Here is a 20844-nt window from a genome sequence, read left to right as displayed (position 1 = left end):
CACTAGGCCCCATGCTCGCCCGACGATCATCGAAATGAACCGCTATCGCCGGCGCCTCGTGGATGATGATCGATGGTGCATATCATCCGGACCGCGAGCGCCTTTCCCGCGCGGCTGTGGCGCAGCCCGCTGCGCGGGCCATGGCTGACAGCGGTATTCGGCTCGGTCCTGTTGGTGACCCTGCCAGTCGTGATCCTCACCGGCCTGCTGTCCTACATCGCCTACGGGCCACGATTCGGCCAGGCCATCCCCGGCGACGTCGGCTGGCTGAAGTTGCCGACCTTCGACTGGCCCACCCGCCCGTCCTGGCTGTACCGGCTGACCCAGGGACTTCACGTCGGACTCGGGCTGGTGCTGATTCCCGTGGTGCTCGCCAAGCTGTGGTCGGTGATACCGCGGCTGTTCGTGTTGCCGCCCGCGCGGTCGATTGCCCAACTGCTGGAACGGGTTTCGCTGCTGATGCTGGTCGGGGGCGTCCTATTCGAGATCGTCACCGGCGTGCTGAACATCCAGTACGACTACATCTTCGGATTCAGCTTCTACACCGCGCACTATTTCGGCGCGTGGGTCTTCATCACCGGGTTCGCCATGCACGTGGCGGTCAAAGGCCGGCGCATGTGGTCCGGTCTGCGCTCGATGTCGCTGCGCGACGTGCTCCGCACCGGGCGCTCCGACACCAAGCCGCAGCCCTGGCGGCCCGACGGGCTGGTCGCCGCCGACCCCGGACCCGCGACGATGAGCCGCCGCGGCGCGCTGGCGCTGGTGGGCGGCGGTGCGCTCTTTCTCGCGCTCATCACCGCCGGTCAAACCGTGGGCGGGTATGCCCGGCCCGCCGCCCTGCTGCTGCCACGCGGGCGCAGCCGCGGCAACGGGCCCAATGACTTCGAGGTCAACCGGACCGCGGCGGCCGCCGGAATCGCCCCCGAGGACACCGCCCACCGATGGCGCCTGAGGATGACCGGCGGCCCCCGACCGGTGACCGTCGACCGCGCCGCGCTGCTGGCGATGCCGCAGCACACCGCGGTGTTGCCGATCGCCTGCGTGGAAGGGTGGTCGACCACGCAAACGTGGAGCGGGGTGCGGCTGGCGGATCTGGCCCGGCTGGCCGGCGTGCCCGCACCGGCATCGGCGCGGGTGTCGTCGCTGGAACGCACCGGCGCCTTCGGCGGCGCCACCCTGCAGGGCAGCCAGGTGTTGCACCCGGATGCGCTGCTGGCGCTTCGCGTCAACGGCGCGGATCTGTCCCCGGACCACGGTTTCCCCGCGCGCGTCATCGTGCCCGCGCTGCCCGGCGTCCACAACACCAAATGGGTGGCCGCCATTGACTTTCGGACGGCCGCACATGCGTAACGCGTTCGCGAGGCTCTACGGATCCCATCCGCTGCACCTGCTGACGATGATCGCCGGATTCGCGCTGCTGGGCTATGCGGTCGCCACGGTCAAACCCGTCACGCTGTGGAACCCGGGCGTGTGGTGGCAGTCGATCATCGTGTGGTTCGCCGCGGCCATCGTCGCCCACGACCTGGTGTTGTTCCCGGTTTACGCGTGCCTCGACCGGCTGCTGCCCCGCCGACCTGCGCGCCCCGGCCCCGACTTGCCCGTGCTCAACTACCTCCGGGTGCCCGCGCTGGGGGCGGGCCTGACGCTGCTGGTGTTCTTGCCCGGCATCATCGAACAGGGCGCCGAGACCTACCGGGCCGCGACGGGCCAGACCCAGGGCGCGTTTCTGGGTCGGTGGCTGCTGTTGACCGCCGCGATGTTCGCGGTCAGCGCCGGAATCTATGCCATCCGGACGGCAATGGTGTGGCGGCGGACGCGGGCGCGGGAAATGGCATCTCGGGCAACGAATCAACCTCCCCGCGACGGGCCTTAAGGAATTCTTGGTGACACCTTGGAGTGTCCTACCGGGTCCGTGCGCGTCCCGTGCATCCCTTCTGGCGTCACTAGACTCGTGTCATGTGGGGAGCCGAAAGGAAGGGGCACGACCCACGATCTGCGTGGGCGTAGCCGCGCTGGTCATCGCGATGGGCTGGTCGCCCGGCGGCGCGCCAGGACCGGCCACGCCGGCTCTCGATCTCGGCATCAACCCCTTGCCCGGATCGCAAAGCGGACCCGACGGCATCTTGCCCGTGCAAGCCACCGGCGGAGAAGGATGCATCATCGGCCTTAATTGCGGGTGCCTGCGCAACTGCCATAGGGCGCACCCCCGCCCACCGAGTGTTCCCGCCAAAACCCAGCGCTCCACTCCCGCCCCCAGGAATCCCTAGCCGCCTGATTTCTTGACGGCGGTTCGACCGCGGCCCGCACCGCTTTCCTATCATTTACCGAATGAGCGCCGGTGGGCTGGATATCGAGTCGTCGCCGGCGTTCTCCATTGAGGACCCGGCCCGGTTTCGCGCCGCGGGCTGGTGGTGCGATACGACGCTGTCGGACGCGGTGCGTCGCAACGCCGCGCAATCACCGGACCGTCCCGCCTATGTCGACCACGACCAAACGTCGCTGACATGGCGCGAATTCGACGGTTTCGCAACACGTTTGGCTGAAACGCTGGCCGGCGCCGGTGTCGCGCGCGGGGATCGGGTCGCGGTGTGGCACGGGGATTCCGCGGCCATCCACGCCCTGTTCGTCGCGGTCGAGCGCTGCGGGGCGGTGGTCGTCGGCGTCGGCGCGCGGGCCGGCACCCGCGAGGCCGCCGCGATACTGCGCAGCGCCTCGCCGAGGGTCCTGATCAGCGACGAACCCCACCGCGAAGCCGCGGCGGGCGTCGCGGGCGAACTCGGGCTGCCCGCGCTGCTCCTGAGCCGGACGCTTCGCCTGGATGTCGACGCCGAACCCACGGCGCTCTCGAGCGACCGCCGGCTCGGCCCGGACGACGTTTTCCTGATCAATTCCACCTCTGGGACCACCGGGCTACCCAAGTGCGTCGTGCACACCCAGAACCGTTGGTATTACTTCCATCAGAAGGCCGTCGCGAACGGGCTGCTGACGCCGGATGACATCTTCCTGCCGGTCATACCCACACCGTTCGGGTTCGGGCTCTGGACCAGCCACACCACGCCGATCTACCTCGGCGCCACGGCGGTGCTGCTCGACCGGTTCACCACCAAAGCCACCTGCGAGGCGATCGCCCGGCACAAGGTCAGCGTATTGTGCTGCGTCAGCACACAATTGACGATGCTGATGGCGGACCCGGCCAGCCGCGAGCACGACCTGAGTTCGCTGCGCGTCGTCTACACCGGCGGGGAGGCATTGCCGTATCGGCCCGCGGCCCAATTCGAGGACCTCACCGGCGCCAAGATCCTGCAGTTCTTCGGCTCGAACGAGACGGGGATGCTGAGCGCGACCACCGCCGACGACTCGCGTGAAAACCGGCTCCGCACGGGGGGCCGCATCATCCCCGAAATGTCGGTCCGGCTCTTCGACGGGAACCGCGACGTCACCGACACGGGCCGGGGCCAGCCCGCGTGCCGGGGCCCAGCGACCAGCCTCGGTTACCTCGGCGGCACCGACCACGACAAGCTGTTCACCCGCGAGGGGTGGATGCGCATGGGCGACATCTGTGAAATCGACGCGGACGGCTATCTGCGGGTCACCGGGCGCACCTCCGACTTCATCGTGCGCGGCGGCAAGAACATCAGCGCAAGCCAGGTCGAAGACACCGTCACCACCCATCCCGCCATCGCGGTGGCGGCCGCGGTCGCCATGCCCGATCCGGTGTTCGGCGAAAAGGTCTGCCTCTATGCCGAACTCACCGACTCTGCCACCATCGACCTTCCCGAGCTCGTCGAACACCTGCTGGCGCTGGGAGTTTCCAAGGAACTGCTGCCCGAGCGCCTCATCATTGTCGACGAACTGCCCCGCTCGTCGGGCGGAAAGATAGCCAAAGGCCTACTTCGCGAGGATATTGGAGCGAGGATGGAGGCTGGCCATGAACGCACCTGACGCACGCCGCGGCGGGCTGGAAGTCTGGGCGCCGTCGGTGGTTCCACCGATCGGCGTCGAACTCTCCCACGAGCAGGCGCTTGCCATCGCGTTCCGTCACCTCGCCGGCATCGGGTTCGCCGAGAACATGGCCGGCCACATCACCTGGCAACTCGACGGCCAGACGGACATGTTCGTCAATCCCTGGGGTCTGTGGTGGCAGGAGATCACCGCCTCCGACATCTGCGTGGTGGATGGTGACGCGCACGTGGTCAGCGGTCGCTGGGACGTCACTCCGGCGATCCACATCCACACCGAACTCCACCGCGCCCGCCAGGACGCCCGCGTGGTCATCCACAACCACCCGTACTACGCATGCGTGCTCGCCGCGCTGGGCAGGCTGCCGGAGTTGGTGCACCAAACCGGTTCGCTGTTCCTCGACGACCTGTGCCTGGTCGAGACCTACGACGGCGAAATCGACAGCCCCACTCGCGCCGCGGATCTCGCGGCCCGCATCGGCGGGGCCAACCTGACCATCCTGGCCAACCACGGCGTCATCGCGACCGGACGCAACCTGCCCGAGGCCGTCTATCGCGCGGCCTCGATCGAAAGAGTATGCAAGCTCGCCTACGACGTCATGCTCACCGGCAGGGAGCCGGTCCCCATGCAGTGGTCGGACATGGTCGGCATGCAACGCTCGCTGATCGAACGGGCCGCCGACGTGTACTGGGCCGGGGCCGCGCGCATGACGATCAAGGCCGACCCCGACGTACTGACTTGAGCCGCAAGGAGATTGACGCGTGAAATCGATCGACGAGCTGGCCACCGACCTGAACTTCACCACGGCCAAGACCGGCACCGAGCGGTCAGTCACCTTTCTGCCCGATCCGCCTCGGGCGCCGCGCCGCTACACGGTGATCTCGGTCGACGACCACATCGTCGAACCCCCCGACACGTTCACCGGCCGGCTGCCCCGAAAGTTCGCCGACCGCGCGCCCAAAGTCGTCGACACCGACACCGGCGGACAGACCTGGGTGTACGACGGGCAAGAACTGCCCAACGTCGGCTTCAACGCCGTGGTCGGGCGACCGGTGGCGGAGTACGGCTTCGAACCCGTCCGATTCGACGAGATGCGCAGGGGCGCATGGGATATCCATGAGCGCGTCAAGGACATGGATCTGAACGGCATCTACGCCTCGCTCAACTTCCCGTCGTTTCTCCCGGGCTTCGCCGGACAGCGGCTGCAGCAGGTGACCAGCGACCGCGACCTGGCGCTGGCCTCCGTTCGGGCCTGGAACGACTGGCATTTCGACGTGTGGGCGGGCTCGTACCCCGACCGCATCATTCCCTGCCAATTGCCGTGGCTGCTCGATCCCGAGCTCGGCGCGACGATGATCTACGAGAACGCCGACCGTGGCTTTCACGCCGTGACGTTCAGCGAGAACCCGGCGATGCTGGGACTGCCGAGCATTCACACCGATCACTGGGATCCGATGATGGCCGCGTGCGCCGAGACCGGGACCGTGGTGAACCTGCACATCGGGTCGTCCGGGTCGTCGCCGTCCACCACCGCGGACGCGCCACCGGACGTGCAGGGCGTGCTGTTTTTCGCCTATGCCATCTCCGCGGCGGTCGACTGGTTGTACTCGGGGCTGCCCAGCAGGTTCCCCGATCTGAAGATCTGTCTGTCCGAAGGCGGAATCGGTTGGGTCGCCGGGCTGCTCGACCGCCTCGACCACATGCTCAGCTATCACGCGATGTATGGCACCTGGCAGGCGCTCGGCGAGCGGCTGACCCCCGCGGAGGTGCTGACCCGCAACTTCTGGTTCTGCGCGGTCGAGGACAAGTCGTCGTTCGTGCAGCGCGACCGGATCGGGGTCGACAACATCATGCTGGAAGCCGACTACCCGCATTGCGACTCGACGTGGCCGCACACCCAACAAGCCATCCACGAACAGATCGGCGATCTGCCGCCCGACGTCATCCGTAAGTTCAGCTGGGAGAACGCATCCCGCTTGTACCGGCACCCAGTGCCGGCCGCGGTGCAACAGGACCCCGAGGCGTTCTGACCGGTTAGCGCCCTTGACCTCCGGCGAGGTTCCCTGCGCCGACGGCTTGGTGTAAGTTACGTTTAGTATGTACTGAACGAACTGATGGAGGCGTATGTCGCCGGAAGAGGCCGAGTTCGTCGACCGCCTCGGACTGTTCTTCGAGCTGCTGGGCGCCTCCCGCACCATGGGTCGGCTCTACGGGTGGCTGCTGATCTGCGATCCGCCGCAGCAGTCGCTGACCGCGCTGGCCGCCGCGCTGTCCGTGAGCAAGGCGTCGACCAGCACCGTCGCCCGCCAGCTGCTGGAAGGCGGCATGGTGGAGCGGTTGCCGAGCCCGAACCGGCAGCACCTCTACCGGGTCAGGCCGGGCGGGTTCACCAGCGTGCTGGAAACCCAGCTGTCGCTGATGCGGCTGGGCATCGAGCCCGCCGACTTCGCGCTGTCCGTGCTCGGCGAGGACCGCGCCGAACAGCGCCGGCGCATCGAGGACTTCCGCGATTTCTGCGAGTTCTGCACCCAGGCCTACCGCGACCAGCTCATGGAAATGTGGACGGAATACCGCGCGAACAGGAGACAGCGATGACCGCACCGGACAAAGTCAACTTCAGCTCGGTCGCCTGGGGTTCGGTGGAATGGACGAACCTTGTCACGTTGTATCTGCGCGCGTGCGAAAGCCGTTCGAAGCGACCGATTTTGGGGGACCGCGTAGCGGCCGAGGCGGTGGACCGGATCGGCTATGACTTCAAGCGCATGCGCCGGAGCACGATGCCCGCCTCGAACCAATACCTGGTCGGCTTGCGCGCCAAGAAGTTCGACGACTGGTGCGCCGATTACCTGTCCCATCATCCCGACGCCGTTGTCCTGCACCTGGGTTGCGGCCTTGACGGCAGAGCCTTCCGCCTTGACCTACCGCCGTCGGTTTCCTGGTTCGACGTCGATCAGCCCAGCGTCATCGGCCTGCGGCGGCAGCTCTACGACGACACCGAGCGCTACCGGATGATCGGCTCGTCGGTGACCGAGCTGCGGTGGCTGGACCTAGTTCCCGCCGGGCGTCCCACCCTGGTGGTGGCCGAGGGCCTGCTGATGTATCTGCGCGAAGAGGAAGTCCGGCGGCTGCTGCAGCGTCTGATCGACCGATTCCCCGGCGGCGAAATGCATTTCGATACGCTCTCGGCCCTGGCCCCGCTGCTGTCCAAGGTCTTCACCAGGGGCATCATCGCCTGGGGCATCCGGGACGCGCGCCAGCTGGCGGCCTGGCATCCCCGGCTGCGGTTCCTCGAGCAGACCCCCGCGCTGGCCGGCTACAAGCACATCCCGTCGGCCGCGGTGCGGTTGATCTACCACGCCACGTGGGTGATGGGCGGGCGCGGCTACGACGTACTCAACCGCTTCGAATACTGAACCGTCACAGGTCCGATGCCAGCCGGCGCAGAATGTCGGTCGCGGGCTCGGCGGTCGCGTGCCGAAAACCGGTGCCCGCCCACAGGTGTACGTACTCGGGCCTGCCCGCCGCCGCGGCTGCCTTGCGCAGCGGGCTGGTCAGGTGGTGGATGGCGGGATAACCCGGGGGCGCCTCGGCTTCGTGGGCGTCGATGAACGCGTTGCGCAGGCCTCGCGCCGGTCGGCCGGTGAAGGCCCGGGTCAGCACCGTCTCCGTGTACGCGGGATCGGCAAGTGCCGCCTGATGAGTGGCCGACGCGCCGCTCTCGGTGGCGCGCAGCAGCGCGGTCCCGACGGCGGCCGCGGCCGCGCCCGCCCGGATCACCTCGGCCACCGCGGCCGGCGTGGCGAGCCCGCCGGTGGCCAGCACCGGCAGGGGAACCGTCGCCGCGACCTGCGTGACGAGATCGACGATCCCGACGGGCGTCAACGGTCGCAACGGCGCCAGGGTGCCGGAATGCCCGCCGGCGTCCGCCGCCTGCACGACGAGCATGTCGACCCCGGCGGCGTGCGCCTGCGCCGCCTCCTCGGCCGTCGTGACCGTCTGGACCACCACGCTCTTGGCCCGCTGCAACGCCGCGATCACGTCGCGCGGCGGAATCCCGAACGTGAACGACACCATCGGAACCGGATCGTCGAGCAGCAGCTCGATCTTCTCGTCGAACCTGTCGTTGTCCTCGATGGGCTCGGACGGCAGCGTCAGGCCGAACTGGTCGGCGTCGGCCGCAATCATCGCGGCGTAGGCCCGGTAGCGCTGCGCGTCGACCGGCAACGGGTTCGGTGCGAACACGTTGACGCCGAACGGGATCCCTTCGGCGCGAACGGCTTTGATCTCGGCTTCGACGGCCTCGACGGTCTTGTAGCCGGCGGCCAGCACGCCCAGGGCCCCCGCGCGGGTGGCGGCCGACACCATGGCCGGCGTGGTCGGGCCCCCCGACATCGGGGCCGCAACCAGCGGAATGGACATCCCGAACTGCGCCAACATCTCCATGCGTAGACAATATCGGCCGCGATCGGCGCTGCGGCGCTGCGGCGGTGCGCCAGCGTTCCGCCGTGACCACCGACCTGGCAGGATGCTTGAGCGTGAAACGCCCCAATTTCCTCGTGATCGTCGCAGACGACCTCGGGTTTTCCGACATCGGCGCCTTCGGCGGCGAGATCGAAACGCCCAACCTCGATCGGCTCGCCTACTCCGGGATCCGGCTCACCGATTTCCATTCGGCGCCGGCGTGCTCGCCGACCCGGGCGATGCTGTTGACCGGGACCGACCACCACATCGCCGGCATCGGCACGATGCTCGAGGTGGCGTCCCCGGGATTTCGCGGAGCGCCCGGCTACGAGGGCTACCTGAACGATCGGGTCGTCGCGTTGCCCGAACTCCTGCGCGACGCCGGGTATCTGACGCTGATGTCGGGCAAATGGCATCTGGGCGCCACGATCGACAGGTCGCCGTGGGCGCGCGGTTTCGAGCGATCTTTCGCGCTGCTGCCCGCCGGAGCCAGCCACTACGGGGGAGCGGGCGCGCGTGGGTTTTCGCCGGTGCCAACGCTTTACACCGAGGACGACCAATTCGTCACCGTCGGGGACGACTTCTACTCGTCGGACTCCTACACCGACACGTTGCTGCGCTACCTGGATGAGCGCGCACCCGAGGACGACCGCCCGTTCTTCGCCTATCTGCCGTTCCAAGCGCCGCACTGGCCGTTGCAGGCGCCCGACGAATCCGTCGCCAAGTACCGCGGACGCTACGACCAGGGACCGGACGCGCTGCGCGAGGAGCGACTGGCCGCCCTCAAGCGGCTCGGCCTGTGCCCGCCCGACGTCGTCGCGCACCCGGTGGTGGCCGACGGCGCCCCGGAATGGGCCGACATGACCGACGAGCAGCGCGCGCGCTCGGCCCGCAGCATGGAGGTCTACGCCGGGATGGTGGACCGGATGGACCACAACGTCGGCCGGGTGATCGACTACCTGTCGGCCAGCGGCGAACTCGACGACACCGTGGTCATCTTCCTGTCCGACAACGGCGCCGAGGGCGCGATCGTGGAGGCGATGCCGCTGCGCGGCGCGGAAATCGCCGCGCAGATCGAAAAGAATTGCGACAACAGCCTCGACAACCTCGGCCGGCCCACGTCCTTCATCTGGTACGGGCCGCGCTGGGCGCAGGCGGCCACCGCGCCGTCGCGTCTGCACAAGGCGTTCACCACCCAGGGCGGGATCCGCGTGACGGGCTTCATCACCTGGCCGGGCTTCGCCCGGCAACAGCAGATCGGCACCGCGTTCAGCACCGTCATGGACATCGCACCGACGTTGTTGGAGCTGGCCGGCGCCGCACACCCGGGCACGTCCTACCGCGGCCGCGAGGTCGCCCCCATGCGCGGCCGCTCACTGGTGGAGTACCTGACCGGCGCCGCGGAGACCGTGCACGACGCGGACACCGGGACCGGCTGGGAGCTGTTCGGCCGCCGCGCCATCCGGCAGGGGGACTGGAAGGCGCTGCACCTGCCGGCCCCGTACGGTCCGGGCAGTTGGCAGCTCTACGATCTGGCTTCCGATCCCGGTGAAGTCGACGACCTGGCCGCGTCGCATCCCGACAAGCTCGCCGAGCTGGTGGCGCTGTGGGATCGCTACGTCGAAGAAACCGGCGTGATCCTCGAACCCGTCTCCGTCTTCGAGACCGAGCTCTAGCTACCGGTTCACCGCTTCTCGATCACGTGCCGGGTCGGTGGGCCTCAAATAGCTCGACTGAACCACTGTGCCGCGCGACCACGACGTCGAGTCCCGCGTCGTCGAGCCAGCGCTGCACGTCACCGGCCTGGGGCGTATTCCCGAAAAAGCCGGCCGCCTGCAACGCCGTCACAAAGCGATCTTGGCGCCAGCCGCGACCCCGGACACACGTGCTCCCGCGCAGAATCCCACCCGGCTTGAGCACGCGGGCGAGCTCGACCACCGCAGCCTGCGGATCAGGAAGGCAATGCAGCCCGTTGAACGTCAAAACCAGGTCAAACGTGTTGTCCTGGAAGGGCAAATCTGTGATATCGGCCTCGCTGAATTCCATCAGGCCGACCACGCCCAACTGGGTCGCCCGGCCGCGCGCCCGCCTCAGCATGTCCGACGAAATGTCCGCGGCCACGTAGCGGCAATCCTGCCCGCGGCGCAAACCGCGAAACGCGAAGCCTCCACCGCACGGGATGTCAAGGATATGGGCGCCATCGGGAGCATCGCCGACCCGCTGAACCCCTTCCAGGAGGTCATGGAACACCAACCCCCACAACACTTTTGCGCCCACCGTAGCGACGCCGTCATGCATCGCGGCCGTGTTGTACAACGCCGATGCCACCCGAGCGGCACGCCAGCGGTCCGTTACCTGCCCCATGCGTTGACTCTAACCGCGGAGTCGAGGTCGGCGGTGTCGGGGCTTGGGGCGTTCAATACTTTCTTCGGGGACCTGCTATCAGGAGGCGTGGGCCGGAATGGCTTGGAGGATTTCAACTTCTCCCTCGTCGTCAATTTCGGCTGAGCTCGCCGTCGGAGCCGGCACGCGGCCTCGTCCCGGTTGACCGGTTCCCGCCTGCGCCGGGCGGTTCCGCTGCTGTGGGGATGGCGTTGTCGATGAGGACGGCGGCGATGGCGCCGGCGGTGGCGAAGGATTCGGTGTTGAGGACTCGGTTGCGCGCCGAGGCGCCATCCAGGAGCAGCGCGAGTTGTTCGCCGAGCTGTTCGGGGTCGGTGGCGCCGGCTTCGCGCGCGGTTTCGGCGAGGCGAGCGGCAAAAGCCTTCTTGTAGTCGCGGGCGTGGACGCGTGCCGGGTGGCCCGGGTCGCGAATCTCGACGGCCGCCGCGATGAACGGGCACAGGGGCCCGTGAATGTCGAATGCGGCGAGGAGCCGTTCACGCGGCGTGAGGTCGGTGCGGTCGAAGACCTCGGGCAGGATGTCGGGATCGAATCGGCGGAGGTGTTCGGCGATCAGCTCATCCTTGCCGGTGAAGTGCTGGTAGAACGTGCGCTTGGACACTTGGGCCACCGCGCAGAGCTGGTCAAGGCCGGTGCTGTTGATGCCTTGATCGCGGAACAGTTGTCGTGAAGCGCCCAGGATGCGCTCGCGTGCGCCCCTGCCGCGGCGCAGCCCTCGCGGCCCCTTCTCCAACTCGGTCATAGAGCCAGCCTAGCCCAGTTGGGTACGGATCGGTGTGCATAGCTTGCATTACAGATGTCTCTCCGATACGTTAAGCACACAGTTCGGTGTATATAACATCGGCGCTACGAACCGGATGGAGTAATCGTGGGAAAGCTCGATGGAAAGGTCGCAGTGATCACCGGCGCGACAAGTGGCATGGCCCTGGCCGGCGCCAAGTTGTTCGCCGACGAGGGGGCTCACGTCTTCATCACGGGCCGACGGAAGGACGCCCTGGACGAGGCCGTCGAACAGATCGGGCGGAATGTGACCGGCGTGCAAGGTGATTCGGCCGAACTCGACGATTTGGACCGCTTGTTCGACACGGTCAGGCGGGAGAAAGGCGCGATCGACGCGTTGTGGGCAAGCGCCGGGATAGGCAAGCAGAACAGGCTCGGCGAGATCACCGAGGCGGACTTCCATGACGCCTTCTGGCTGAACGCGCGCGGCACGCTGTTCACCGTGCAGAAGGCGCTGCCGCTGTTCAACGACGGCGGCTCGATCTTCATGACCGGATCGAACGCATCGCTGCGCGGCTACCCGAATTGGAGTGTGTACGCGGGAAGCAAGGCCGTGCTGCCCGCCTACGCGCGGGTGTGGGTGGCCGAGTTGAGGGACAGGAAGATCCGGGTGAACGTGCTGACTCCCGGCCAGGTCGCCTCGCCGATGTTGGATGAGGTGATGGACGAGGAGATGAAGGCCCAGTTCCAGTCCGTGATCCCGCGGCGAGAGATGGGCCGCCCCACGGAAATTGCGTCGGCCGCGTTGTTCCTCGCCTCCGACGACTCGAGCTATGTCAACGGCATGGAGCTGGTGGTCGACGGCGGCACCACGGTGATCTGAGTGAGCGACGACCACAACCACACAGGAGTAACCATGACCACGTTCACCCCGCACCGCGGCACGGTGCAGGCCTTCGTCGACTGCATGCACGGCGGCGCAGACAAAGACGCACTTTCCGGACTCCTCGCCGAGGACGCGGTGCTCTACGGCCCGCTCGGCGATGACCCACTCACCGGCCGGGAGGCCGTCCTGGGCGCCATGCAAGGGGTCGGCACGGTGGCGACCGATCTCGCCTACCAGGAAGTCCTCAGCGGCCAGACGCACCACGCCGCGTACTTCCGGCTGCAGGTCGAAGACACCGTGGTCGACGGGATGGACTACATCCTGCTCGACGAGGACGGCAAGATCGCCGAGGTGACCATATGGTGGCGCCCGCTTCCGTCCGGCGTGCAGATGCAGCGGCGCCTTGCCGGTCTGCTTGGCATGCAGCCCTGGGAACTACGCACGAACGACGAAACTTGATGGCGTGCCGTCGACGGTGGAGCACGCAAGACAGCAGCCCGGCTCGACGGCCCAGTTAGGAATTCCCGCCGTCACGCGGGACGACCCGCCAGCTGGGCCAATTGTGCTGCCCCCTCGGCTGTTTGGGTGGTCAGCACGATCCGTCCGGAGGTGACCTGTTCCTCGATGATCGGCGCTTCCAGCACCAGGTTGTCCCGGATGAAGGCCACATGGTCTTTGAGATGCTCGGCGGTGAACGACGCCCACGCCGCCGCCGACGGCGGGTCGAGCACCAGGGTCACCTCGTAAAAATCTGCCGTCAGGGCCTTGGGCGGGTCCACGTGGATCAGCCCGAGCTGCATGGTTTCCGGACCCAGCGCGTACACGTTGGCCCGGCCGATGTCGCAGGTGTTGAGGGCGTCGGTCGGGGCGACGGGGACGTTCGGACCCATGTCCGGGCACTTGGTGGCGGGCGTCGTCGGATGTGACTTTGTCACCGGCCGAACGGGCAGCGGCGCAATCTTCACGATCGGCGGCGGCGCCGGCGGCGCGGCAGAAGTGGTGGGCGCGTTGGTGGTCGGCGGGCTGGACGGCGCGGGCTTGTGCGCCGAGTGGCAGCCACACGTCAGCGCCGCAAGTAGACCGATGGACCCAAGCCAGGCGACGGCGTTGCGCACGCGAACTCGACGGGGACACATCGAAACACACTCTACTCACGTATCCGGAGGATCCTCGGAACTCTTGCACCGCAGTTTCTTTGGTGCCAAGCGGGCGCGGTGCCGCCGAGGGGGAGATGTGCCATCCTTTACTGACACTACGAATATAGAGTAGTGTCTCGATCCTGAATGGCTATGGATAAACGACGAAAGCCTAATCCCGCCGAGCGCCGCCGCGATTTATGCGATGCGGCGATTCGATTGTTGGCCGATGACGGGGCCAAGGGGTTGAGCCATTTGAAGGTGGATCGCAAGGCGGGCGTGCCGGACGGCACGACGTCGTTCTATTTCCGCACCCGCTCGGCGTTGCTGCGGGCCGTCGCGGAGCGTTCGGCCGAGCTCGACCTCGCCGAACTGCAGGCGATCGCGGACAGTTCCGAGGCCGGCGGTGAGGCTCCCACACCCTCGCGGTTGTCGCAGGTCGTCATCCAGGCTGGCAGCGATCCGCAGCTGTACCGGACCCGGGCGCGATATGAGCTGACCATGCAGGCCACCCGCGATCCCGCGCTGGCCGCGATCCTGCAGCAGGCCACCGACGAGTTCACCAAGCTGCATCGGGAAATCCTCGTGCAGCTCATGCCGCATGGCGCGGAGCTGGATCCGGCCGTCGTCGAGGATCTGAGCAACGTCACGTTGACGTTCATCAACGGCCTGCTGCAGCGGTTTGCCCATGGCGACCGGATCGTCGACAGCGCCGAACAGCTCGATGGGGTCTTGTCGGCGATCGCGGCCGGGATATTGAGGAGTTCGGACAAGGGGCGGCTCACCCAGGCGGGCGGCCTGCAGCTGCTGCGCGGCGGGGCGGCGGGGTCGCAATGAGAGCCCCGGCCGGATCCGGCGCGCGGGGCTCTTACCCTTGCCAGAGCACCCGCAGTATGGTTCTCTACGACAATAGAGTGAGTCCACGTTCATGCGCCGTTTTGAGCCGAACTTGTGCACACGCCAGAGCGACGCAATTAAGCGGAGTGTGTAAATTGCCCCGGACCGAATCCAGCACCGTAACGCTGGCAGCGCGGGCCCCGGCGCTGGTAATCCGGATATCCAAAACTGCAGCGGTAGGAGGGGTTTCGTGACGGCGAGCACCGACAGCCATGTTCGTTTCGATCCATACGACGTCGGGCTGATCGCCGACCCCTACCCGATGTTCGCGCGGTTGCGCGAAGAGGCGCCGCTGTACTACAACGCCGAATTCGACTTCTATGCGGTGAGCCGCTACGCCGACGTCAGCAAGGCGCTCGTCGACCACGAGACGTACAGCTCCGCGCGCGGCGCGATCCTCGAGCTGATCAAGGCCAACCTCGAAATCCCGTCGGGCATGTTGATCTTCGAAGACCCGCCGATCCACGACGTGCACCGCAAACTGCTGTCGCGGATGTTCACCCCGCGCAGGATCGCCGCGCTCGAGCCGATGATCCGCGACTTCTGCGCCCAACTCCTGGACCCGCTGGTGGGCTCGGGGCACTTCGACTTCGTCACCGACCTGGGCGCGCAGATGCCGATGAAGGTCATCAGCATGTTGCTCGGCATCCCCGAAGACGACCAGGAGTACATCCGCGACCGGGGCAACGCGCAGCTGCGTACGGAGGCTGGCAAGCCCATGGACGCGGCCCAGCACGGCCTGTCCGTGGGTGAGCAGTTCGAGGCGTACATCGACTGGCGCGCGGAGCATCCGTCCGACGACATCATGACCGAACTTCTCAACGTCGAGTTCGTCGACGAATCCGGCACGAGCCGGCACCTCAGTCGCGAAGAGATCCTCGTCTACCTCAACGTCGTCGCCGGGGCGGGCAATGAAACCACCACACGGCTGATCGGTTGGTCCGGAAAGGTTCTCGCCGAGCACCCCGATCAGCGCCGCGACCTCGTCCAGAATCCCGCGCTCGTCCCGCAGGCCATCGAGGAGCTGTTGCGCTACGAACCGCCGGCGCCGCACGTGTCCCGGTACGTGACCCGCGACGTCACCGTGCACGACCAGACGGTGCCCGAGGGCAGCGTGATGATGATGCTCATCGGATCGGCGTGCCGCGACGAGGCCCAGTTCGGGCCCGACGCGGGCGAATTCAACATTCATCGCGCGGTCCGTCCGCACCTCACGTTCAGCATGGGCACGCACTTCTGCCTGGGCTCGGCGCTGGCGCGCCTGGAGGGCCGCGTCGCCCTAGAGGAGATTCTCAAGCGTTTCCCCGAATGGGAGGTCGACCTGAGCAAAGCCACACTCAGCCCCACGTCCACGGTGCGGGGCTGGGAGTGCATGCCGGCGCTGGTGTCACGATGACAACTCGGGTGAATGGGCGGGTAGAAGGGAAGGTCGCCTTCATCAGCGGCGCCGCCCGCGGTCAGGGCCGCAGCCACGCCGTGCGTCTGGCGCAGGAAGGCGCCGACATCATCGCCATCGACGTCTGCGGGCCGATCGAGAACCTGGCCTATCCGCACTCGACGCCGGAAGACCTCGACGAAACCGTCGATCTGGTCAAGGCTCTCGACCGCCGCATCGTGACCGCTCAGGTCGACGTCCGCGACTACGACGCGCTGAAGGCCGCCGTGGACAGCGGGGTGGAACAGCTCGGCCGCCTCGACATCATCGTCGCCAACGCCGGCATCGGCACCTTCGGCAACAAGCTACACAAGATCCGCGAGAACATCTGGCACGACATGATCGACGTGAACCTCTCCGGCGTGTGGCACACGGTGAAAGCCGGTGTGCCACATATTATCTCTGGGGGCCGGGGCGGCTCCATCGTGTTGACCGGTTCCGTCGGATCGCACAAGGCCATGGCGCACACCGGCCACTACATTGCCGCAAAGCATGGAGTTCTGGGGCTGATGCGGGCGTTCGCCGTCGAGCTGGGCGAGCACAACATTCGGGTCAACTCGGTGCACCCGAGCCAGGTCAACACCCCGATGACGATCAACGAGGTGACGTTCCGGTTGTTCCGGCCGGACCTGGAAAATCCCGGGCCGGACGATTTCGCGCCGTTCTCGCAGATGATGCACATGTTGCCGGTGCCCTGGGTGGAAGCCGTCGACATCAGCAATGCCGTCCTGTTCCTTGCCTCTGACGAATCGCGTTACATCACAGGCGTTTCGCTACCCGTCGACGCGGGTGCTCTGCTCAAGTAAGCATTAACAAAAATTCAACTGAAAGAAGAAGACTATGCCCGAGTACGACTACGAAGAAATGAAGAAGGAAGCCGAGCAGTACATCAAGTTCGAAAAGGATAAGAAGAACCGCATCGCCTACATCACCTTCGACCGCCCCGACGCGCAGAACTCCACCACCCTGGGGATGCGGCAGAACTACGCCGATCTGATCCACAAGTGCAACGTCGACGACGACGTCAAGGTCGTCGTGATCCGCGGCGAGGGTGAGGATTTTGGTAGCGGCGGAGACCTGCCCGAACAGCGCGGGATGCTGGAGAACCCGGGCATGCCCCTGTTGCACGAACTCGCGATCAACGACGACGACGTCAAGTACCCGCCCGGCGGCTCCTACCGCTACCTGTCCACGGTCACCGACTTCTACGCCAAGGCGCGCGCGGGAAACCGTCCGCTGCAAGAACTTCGGAAGATCAGCATCATCGAGGCCAAGGGCTACTGCTACGGGTGGCACTTCTACCAGGCCGGCGACGCCGACCTGGTGATCTCCTCCGACGACGCCCTGTTCGGCCACCCGGCGTTCCGCTACGTGGGCTGGGGCCCACGGCTGTGGTGGTGGGCCGAGACGATGGGCCTGCGCAAGTTCTCCGAAATGCTGTTCACCGGAAGGCCGTTCAGCGCCAAGGAGATGTACGACTGCGGCTTCGTCAACAGCGTGGTGCCCCGCGACAAGCTGGAAGACGAGACCCTCAAGTACGCGCTGGCGTGCTCGAAGGCCCGCCCGACCGACACCGTGGCCGTGCAGAAGACCTTCCTGGAGCTCTACAAGCAGCACAAGGGCGAGTACTTCGGCAGCCTGCTGACCGGCATGGTCGAGGGCATGCTGCCGATGATCGCCAATGACGCGCAAGAGGTCGACCTGACCGCGGGCACCTTCGAGAAGGGCCTCAACAACGTCGTCAAGGACAACGACATGAACTTCCCACCGGAGTGGCGACTGAGCCGCTCCGGTCGCGCGAAGCCCTGACCGCCTTGCGAGGGCGCACATGTCGGCGCTGACGGCCTTCAGGGTCGTCGAACTGGCGGGGTCGGTCGCGGGGGAGTACTGCGGAAAGTTGCTGGCCGACTTCGGCGCCGAGGTGATCAAGGTCGAAGCGCCGGGACGCGGCAGCCCGACGCGGGCCATGGCGCCCCGTCTCGGCGACGGCGTTGAGGGCGGCGCATTGTTCGCCTACCTCAACACCAACAAACGTTCCGTCGTTCTCGACACCGCCTCGCGAACAGGCGCCGAGCGTCTGGATCGACTCATCGGCGGCGCCGACGCGGTCATCGACGACGGCGACATTGATTGGGCGCTGCGGCACCCGAGCGCAGTGTGCTGCTCCATCACGCCGTTCGGCCGTGACGCCCCGGCCGAGTACGCGAATGCGAAGAGCATCAACGTGTTCCACGCCAGCGGCTGGGGATATCACACTCCCAGCCATCCGGACCCGACCAGGCCGCCGCTGCGGGGGCCGGGCCGATTCCTGCCCGACTACGAGGCGGGGCTGGAGGCGGCGCTGTGCGTCGCGGCCGCGTTGTTCGGGCGCCTGCACTCGGGCCGGGGCGAGACCATCGACGTCTCGCAGCAGGCGGTGCTGGTCTCGCGGGCCGATTGCGTTCTCGGACGCCTGGTCACCGGCGAAGTCCCCGCCCTCGGCACCCGCGACGACTACGACCAGCAGGGCCCGGCGTCGTTCTTCGCCTGTGCCGACGGCTTTGTCTATCTGTACCTGACCAGCCGCGCCCACTGGCTCGGCGTCAAGGAGCTGATGGGCCGCCCGATTTGGCTCGACGACTTCGACGACGACTGGCTGGAGTTCTCCGTCACCCCGGACAAGGTCGCCGCGTTCCAGCGGGGATTCGCGGCATGGGTCCGCGACCTGTCCAAGGAGACGGCGGCCGACGAGGCTCAGCGCCTGGGCGTGCCGCTGGTGCCGGTCAACGAGGCCGCCGACCTGCACCGCTCACCCCAGTACCGTCACCGCGGCTTCTTTTCCGACGTGAGCCACCCCGTGCTCGGCGACGCGGCATACCCCACGGTGCCGTACCTGTTCAGCGCGTCCCCCGCTGAAATCGCCTCTGCGGCACCCGCCCTCGGCCAGCACACCGCGTCGATCCCGGACCTCGTCGACACTCCACACGCTTCACCGGCGGTGCATTCGGCGCAGTTGAAGCCACCCAAGGCACCGCGCGGTGGCCCGCTGGAGGGCGTGCGCGTCGTCGAACTCACCAAGGTGTGGGCCGGCCCGTACGCGGGCAAGCTGCTGGCGCTGTTGGGCGCCGAGGTGATCAAGGTCGAAACCTCGGCGCTGCCCGAGGAGATGCGGGCCTACGGCGGCACCGACATCAACCACGCGCCGTTCTTCCTCAGCATCAACCCCGAGATCTTGAGCGTCGACATCGACATCAAGTCCGCCGAGGGCATGGCGCAACTGCGGGACCTGATCGCCCGCAGCGACATCGTCATCAACAACCTGCGGCCGGGCGCGATGGAGCGCCAAGGCCTCGGGTACGACCGGCTCACCGATATCAAACCCGACATCATCTCGGTGTCGATCAAGATGTGGGGCAACGACGGGCCGCTGGGACATCAGACCGGCTACGCGCCCTGCTTCGCCGCCCTGGCCGGCCTCGCGCCGCTCGTCGGCTACGCCGGCGGGCCCCCGCTCGGAACCAGCATGCGCTACGGGGATTCCACCGTCGGCGCGGCGGCCGCATACGCCGCCGTGGTGGCCCTGCTGCACCGCGAGCTCAGCGGCGCAGGGCAATTCGTCGACGTGTCGGCCGTCGAAACCCTCTCCTCGATGATCGGGGATAGCCTGCTCGAACACAGCCTCACCGGGCGACGACTCGGCGCCGACGGAAACCACCACCCCGACATGTGCCCGCACGGCTGCTACCCGTGCGCGGATGGCTCTTGGGTCAGCGTGGCCGTCTCCAACGACACCGAATGGCGGCGGTTGTGCGGCGTGCTCGGTGCCGCCTCGCTGGCCGGCGACCCCCGCTACGCCACGTCAGAGGACCGACGCCGGCACGTCGAACCCCTCGACGCCGATCTCGCGTCGCTGACCCGCGGCCTCGACGCCGAGGAACTCGCTCATCGGCTACGAACGGCGGGAGTGCCGGCCACCAAGAGCGCCACCGCCATGGATGTGATTGCCGACCAACAACTCTGGGACCGCGAGCTGTATCGTTTCGTTTCGGACCATCGCGAAGGCCAGCGGCCCGTGCTCGGACCGTCCTGGCGGATGGCGCGCAACCCCGCGCGGATTGCGCGCGGCGCGCCCGACCTGGGCGAGGACACGGATTACGTTCTGCAGGAAATATTGGGCACGCAACCGACGGGCGGATCATGACAATCTTGGCGCAGACCGCGGCCCTGGTGACCGGCGCCAGTAGTGGCATCGGAGCGGCGACGGCCAAAGCGCTGGCCGCCGAGGGCGCGGCGGTGGCCCTTCTCGCGCGCCGCGGCGACCGACTGGCGGAGCTGAAGGCCGAGATCGAATCCTCCGGCGGCACAGCGCTCGTCGTCGCCGCCGACGTCACCGACGCCGAGCAGGTCGCGGCCGCCGTGCAGCGCACCATCGCTGAGTTCGGGCGCCTCGACACCTTGGTGAACAACGCCGGCCTAATGCAGTCGGCGCCCGCGACCGAAGCCTCGCTGCAGGATTGGGACAACATGGTGGCCGTCAACGTGCAGGGTGTCCTCTACGCGACGCGCGCGGCGCTACCGCACCTGATCGACGCCGCCGCCGACTCGCCCCGCGGCGTGGCGGACCTGGTGACCATCAGTTCCACCGCCGGGTGGGTGGCCCGGCCGAATACCGCCGTGTATTCGCTGACCAAGTTCGGGGTCAACGCGTTCAGCGAAGGCATCCGCCAAGAGGTGCTCGGCAAGCGGGTGCGCGTCGGCGTGGTGGGCCCGGGAACGGTGGATACCGAGATCTTCAGCCATCTGGCCGAATCCTCGCGGGAGGCCTTCGAAAAGCAGACGTCGGGCATGGTCATGCTGCGGCCCGAGGACATCGCCGACGCGGTCCTGTTCATGGTCACCCGCGACCGACGGGTGGCGGTCAACCACATGCTGGTGCGCGCCGCCGAACAGACCTGGTAGTGCTGTGA

20 protein-coding genes are annotated in these 20844 nt (G+C 67.2%); 16 read left to right on the top strand and 4 right to left on the bottom strand.

Features of this window, described 5'->3' with window-relative positions:
* Nucleotides 1–72: 72 nt before the first annotated feature.
* The 7 genes from JF781_RS18085 (at nt 73) to JF781_RS18055 (ending at nt 7373) form a co-directional block, all read left to right on the top strand.
* Nucleotides 73–1350, top strand: a complete 1278-nt coding sequence (locus tag JF781_RS18085) for a molybdopterin-dependent oxidoreductase (protein ID WP_225328154.1) — start codon at nt 73–75, stop codon at nt 1348–1350.
* Nucleotides 1343–1873, top strand: coding sequence for a hypothetical protein (locus tag JF781_RS18080; protein ID WP_225328155.1), 531 nt, complete (start codon nt 1343–1345; stop codon nt 1871–1873). The genes JF781_RS18085 and JF781_RS18080 overlap by 8 nt, the downstream gene beginning before the upstream one ends.
* 455 nt (nt 1874–2328) lie before the next feature.
* A complete protein-coding gene (locus tag JF781_RS18075; RefSeq protein WP_225328156.1) occupies nt 2329–3942 on the top strand; it encodes a class I adenylate-forming enzyme family protein in 1614 nt (537 codons plus the stop codon).
* Complete coding sequence (locus JF781_RS18070) at nt 3929–4702, top strand: class II aldolase/adducin family protein (RefSeq protein WP_225328157.1); 774 nt, start codon at nt 3929–3931, stop codon at nt 4700–4702. Before JF781_RS18075 ends, JF781_RS18070 begins: the two co-directional genes overlap by 14 nt.
* Before the next feature lie 19 nt (nt 4703–4721).
* Nucleotides 4722–5990, top strand: a complete 1269-nt coding sequence (locus JF781_RS18065; RefSeq protein ID WP_225328158.1) for an amidohydrolase family protein — start codon at nt 4722–4724, stop codon at nt 5988–5990.
* Nucleotides 5991–6084: 94 nt separating this feature from the next.
* Nucleotides 6085–6555 carry a GbsR/MarR family transcriptional regulator gene (locus JF781_RS18060; RefSeq protein WP_225328159.1) on the top strand — a complete coding sequence of 157 codons (471 nt, stop codon included), beginning with the start codon at nt 6085–6087 and terminating at the stop codon, nt 6553–6555.
* Complete coding sequence (locus tag JF781_RS18055) at nt 6552–7373, top strand: class I SAM-dependent methyltransferase (protein WP_225328160.1); 822 nt, start codon at nt 6552–6554, stop codon at nt 7371–7373. Before JF781_RS18060 ends, JF781_RS18055 begins: the two co-directional genes overlap by 4 nt.
* A gap of 4 nt (nt 7374–7377) precedes the next feature.
* On the opposite strand, the gene JF781_RS18050 is transcribed toward JF781_RS18055, so the two are convergent.
* Entirely contained in the window at nt 7378–8403 is a 1026-nt protein-coding gene (locus JF781_RS18050; protein WP_225328161.1) for a nitronate monooxygenase family protein, read from the bottom strand.
* Between the two features lie 92 nt (nt 8404–8495).
* On the opposite strand from JF781_RS18050, the gene JF781_RS18045 reads away from it, so the two are divergent.
* Complete coding sequence (locus JF781_RS18045) at nt 8496–10097, top strand: arylsulfatase (RefSeq protein WP_225328162.1); 1602 nt, start codon at nt 8496–8498, stop codon at nt 10095–10097.
* Between the two features lie 22 nt (nt 10098–10119).
* Here the strand turns inward: JF781_RS18045 and JF781_RS18040 are convergent, their stop codons facing one another.
* Together JF781_RS18040 and JF781_RS18035 are read right to left on the bottom strand one after the other, a co-directional pair.
* A complete protein-coding gene (locus JF781_RS18040; RefSeq protein WP_225328163.1) occupies nt 10120–10785 on the bottom strand; it encodes a class I SAM-dependent methyltransferase in 666 nt (221 codons plus the stop codon).
* A gap of 130 nt (nt 10786–10915) precedes the next feature.
* Complete coding sequence (locus JF781_RS18035) at nt 10916–11566, bottom strand: TetR/AcrR family transcriptional regulator (RefSeq protein WP_225328164.1); 651 nt, start codon at nt 11564–11566, stop codon at nt 10916–10918.
* A gap of 126 nt (nt 11567–11692) precedes the next feature.
* On the opposite strand from JF781_RS18035, the gene JF781_RS18030 reads away from it, so the two are divergent.
* Nucleotides 11693–12427 (top strand): SDR family NAD(P)-dependent oxidoreductase, encoded by a 735-nt coding sequence (locus JF781_RS18030; protein ID WP_225328165.1) that lies wholly within the window; start codon nt 11693–11695, stop codon nt 12425–12427.
* Nucleotides 12428–12460: 33 nt separating this feature from the next.
* Nucleotides 12461–12889, top strand: a complete 429-nt coding sequence (locus JF781_RS18025; protein WP_225328166.1) for a nuclear transport factor 2 family protein — start codon at nt 12461–12463, stop codon at nt 12887–12889.
* A 71-nt stretch (nt 12890–12960) separates the two neighbouring features.
* Here the strand turns inward: JF781_RS18025 and JF781_RS18020 are convergent, their stop codons facing one another.
* The gene (locus tag JF781_RS18020) at nt 12961–13566 is read right to left on the bottom strand and encodes a preprotein translocase subunit SecD (protein ID WP_255642030.1); all 606 of its coding nucleotides are present in this window, start codon (nt 13564–13566) and stop codon (nt 12961–12963) included.
* A 153-nt stretch (nt 13567–13719) separates the two neighbouring features.
* Between JF781_RS18020 and JF781_RS18015 the strand changes: the two genes are divergently transcribed.
* The 6 genes from JF781_RS18015 (at nt 13720) to JF781_RS17990 (ending at nt 20836) form a co-directional block, all read left to right on the top strand.
* Nucleotides 13720–14403 (top strand): TetR/AcrR family transcriptional regulator, encoded by a 684-nt coding sequence (locus JF781_RS18015; RefSeq protein WP_225328167.1) that lies wholly within the window; start codon nt 13720–13722, stop codon nt 14401–14403.
* 250 nt (nt 14404–14653) lie between these two features.
* Nucleotides 14654–15859 (top strand): cytochrome P450, encoded by a 1206-nt coding sequence (locus JF781_RS18010; protein WP_225328168.1) that lies wholly within the window; start codon nt 14654–14656, stop codon nt 15857–15859.
* Nucleotides 15860–15867: 8 nt separating this feature from the next.
* Nucleotides 15868–16704 (top strand): mycofactocin-coupled SDR family oxidoreductase, encoded by an 837-nt coding sequence (locus JF781_RS18005; RefSeq protein ID WP_225328216.1) that lies wholly within the window; start codon nt 15868–15870, stop codon nt 16702–16704.
* Between the two features lie 34 nt (nt 16705–16738).
* On the top strand, nt 16739–17707 hold the full coding sequence (locus JF781_RS18000) for an enoyl-CoA hydratase/isomerase family protein (RefSeq protein ID WP_009952401.1): 969 nt from the start codon (nt 16739–16741) through the stop codon (nt 17705–17707).
* 19 nt (nt 17708–17726) lie between these two features.
* Complete coding sequence (locus JF781_RS17995) at nt 17727–20078, top strand: CaiB/BaiF CoA-transferase family protein (RefSeq protein WP_225328169.1); 2352 nt, start codon at nt 17727–17729, stop codon at nt 20076–20078.
* Complete coding sequence (locus JF781_RS17990; protein ID WP_225328170.1) at nt 20075–20836, top strand: SDR family NAD(P)-dependent oxidoreductase; 762 nt, start codon at nt 20075–20077, stop codon at nt 20834–20836. Before JF781_RS17995 ends, JF781_RS17990 begins: the two co-directional genes overlap by 4 nt.
* Nucleotides 20837–20844 lie beyond the last annotated feature (8 nt).

The sequence above is a fragment of the Mycobacterium sp. WUMAC-067 genome, assembly GCF_020217485.1.
GTDB lineage: Bacteria > Actinomycetota > Actinomycetes > Mycobacteriales > Mycobacteriaceae > Mycobacterium.
This window is presented reverse-complemented; position numbering and strand designations above follow the sequence as displayed.

What these genes read in the sequence shown, in the direction of transcription:
- JF781_RS18015 (WP_225328167.1), top strand. Translation starts at nt 13,720, where the DNA reads ATGGATAAACGACGAAAGCCTAATCCCGCCGAGCGCCGCCGCGATTTA.
- JF781_RS18085 (WP_225328154.1), top strand. Translation starts at nt 73, where the DNA reads ATGGTGCATATCATCCGGACCGCGAGCGCCTTTCCCGCGCGGCTGTGG.
- JF781_RS18040 (WP_225328163.1), bottom strand. Translation starts at nt 10,785, where the DNA reads ATGGGGCAGGTAACGGACCGCTGGCGTGCCGCTCGGGTGGCATCGGCG.
- JF781_RS18060 (WP_225328159.1), top strand. Translation starts at nt 6,085, where the DNA reads ATGTCGCCGGAAGAGGCCGAGTTCGTCGACCGCCTCGGACTGTTCTTC.
- JF781_RS17995 (WP_225328169.1), top strand. Translation starts at nt 17,727, where the DNA reads ATGTCGGCGCTGACGGCCTTCAGGGTCGTCGAACTGGCGGGGTCGGTC.
- JF781_RS18025 (WP_225328166.1), top strand. Translation starts at nt 12,461, where the DNA reads ATGACCACGTTCACCCCGCACCGCGGCACGGTGCAGGCCTTCGTCGAC.
- JF781_RS18035 (WP_225328164.1), bottom strand. Translation starts at nt 11,566, where the DNA reads ATGACCGAGTTGGAGAAGGGGCCGCGAGGGCTGCGCCGCGGCAGGGGC.
- JF781_RS18070 (WP_225328157.1), top strand. Translation starts at nt 3,929, where the DNA reads ATGAACGCACCTGACGCACGCCGCGGCGGGCTGGAAGTCTGGGCGCCG.
- JF781_RS18020 (WP_255642030.1), bottom strand. Translation starts at nt 13,566, where the DNA reads ATGTGTCCCCGTCGAGTTCGCGTGCGCAACGCCGTCGCCTGGCTTGGG.
- JF781_RS18055 (WP_225328160.1), top strand. Translation starts at nt 6,552, where the DNA reads ATGACCGCACCGGACAAAGTCAACTTCAGCTCGGTCGCCTGGGGTTCG.
- JF781_RS17990 (WP_225328170.1), top strand. Translation starts at nt 20,075, where the DNA reads ATGACAATCTTGGCGCAGACCGCGGCCCTGGTGACCGGCGCCAGTAGT.
- JF781_RS18000 (WP_009952401.1), top strand. Translation starts at nt 16,739, where the DNA reads ATGCCCGAGTACGACTACGAAGAAATGAAGAAGGAAGCCGAGCAGTAC.
- JF781_RS18080 (WP_225328155.1), top strand. Translation starts at nt 1,343, where the DNA reads ATGCGTAACGCGTTCGCGAGGCTCTACGGATCCCATCCGCTGCACCTG.
- JF781_RS18075 (WP_225328156.1), top strand. Translation starts at nt 2,329, where the DNA reads ATGAGCGCCGGTGGGCTGGATATCGAGTCGTCGCCGGCGTTCTCCATT.
- JF781_RS18050 (WP_225328161.1), bottom strand. Translation starts at nt 8,403, where the DNA reads ATGGAGATGTTGGCGCAGTTCGGGATGTCCATTCCGCTGGTTGCGGCC.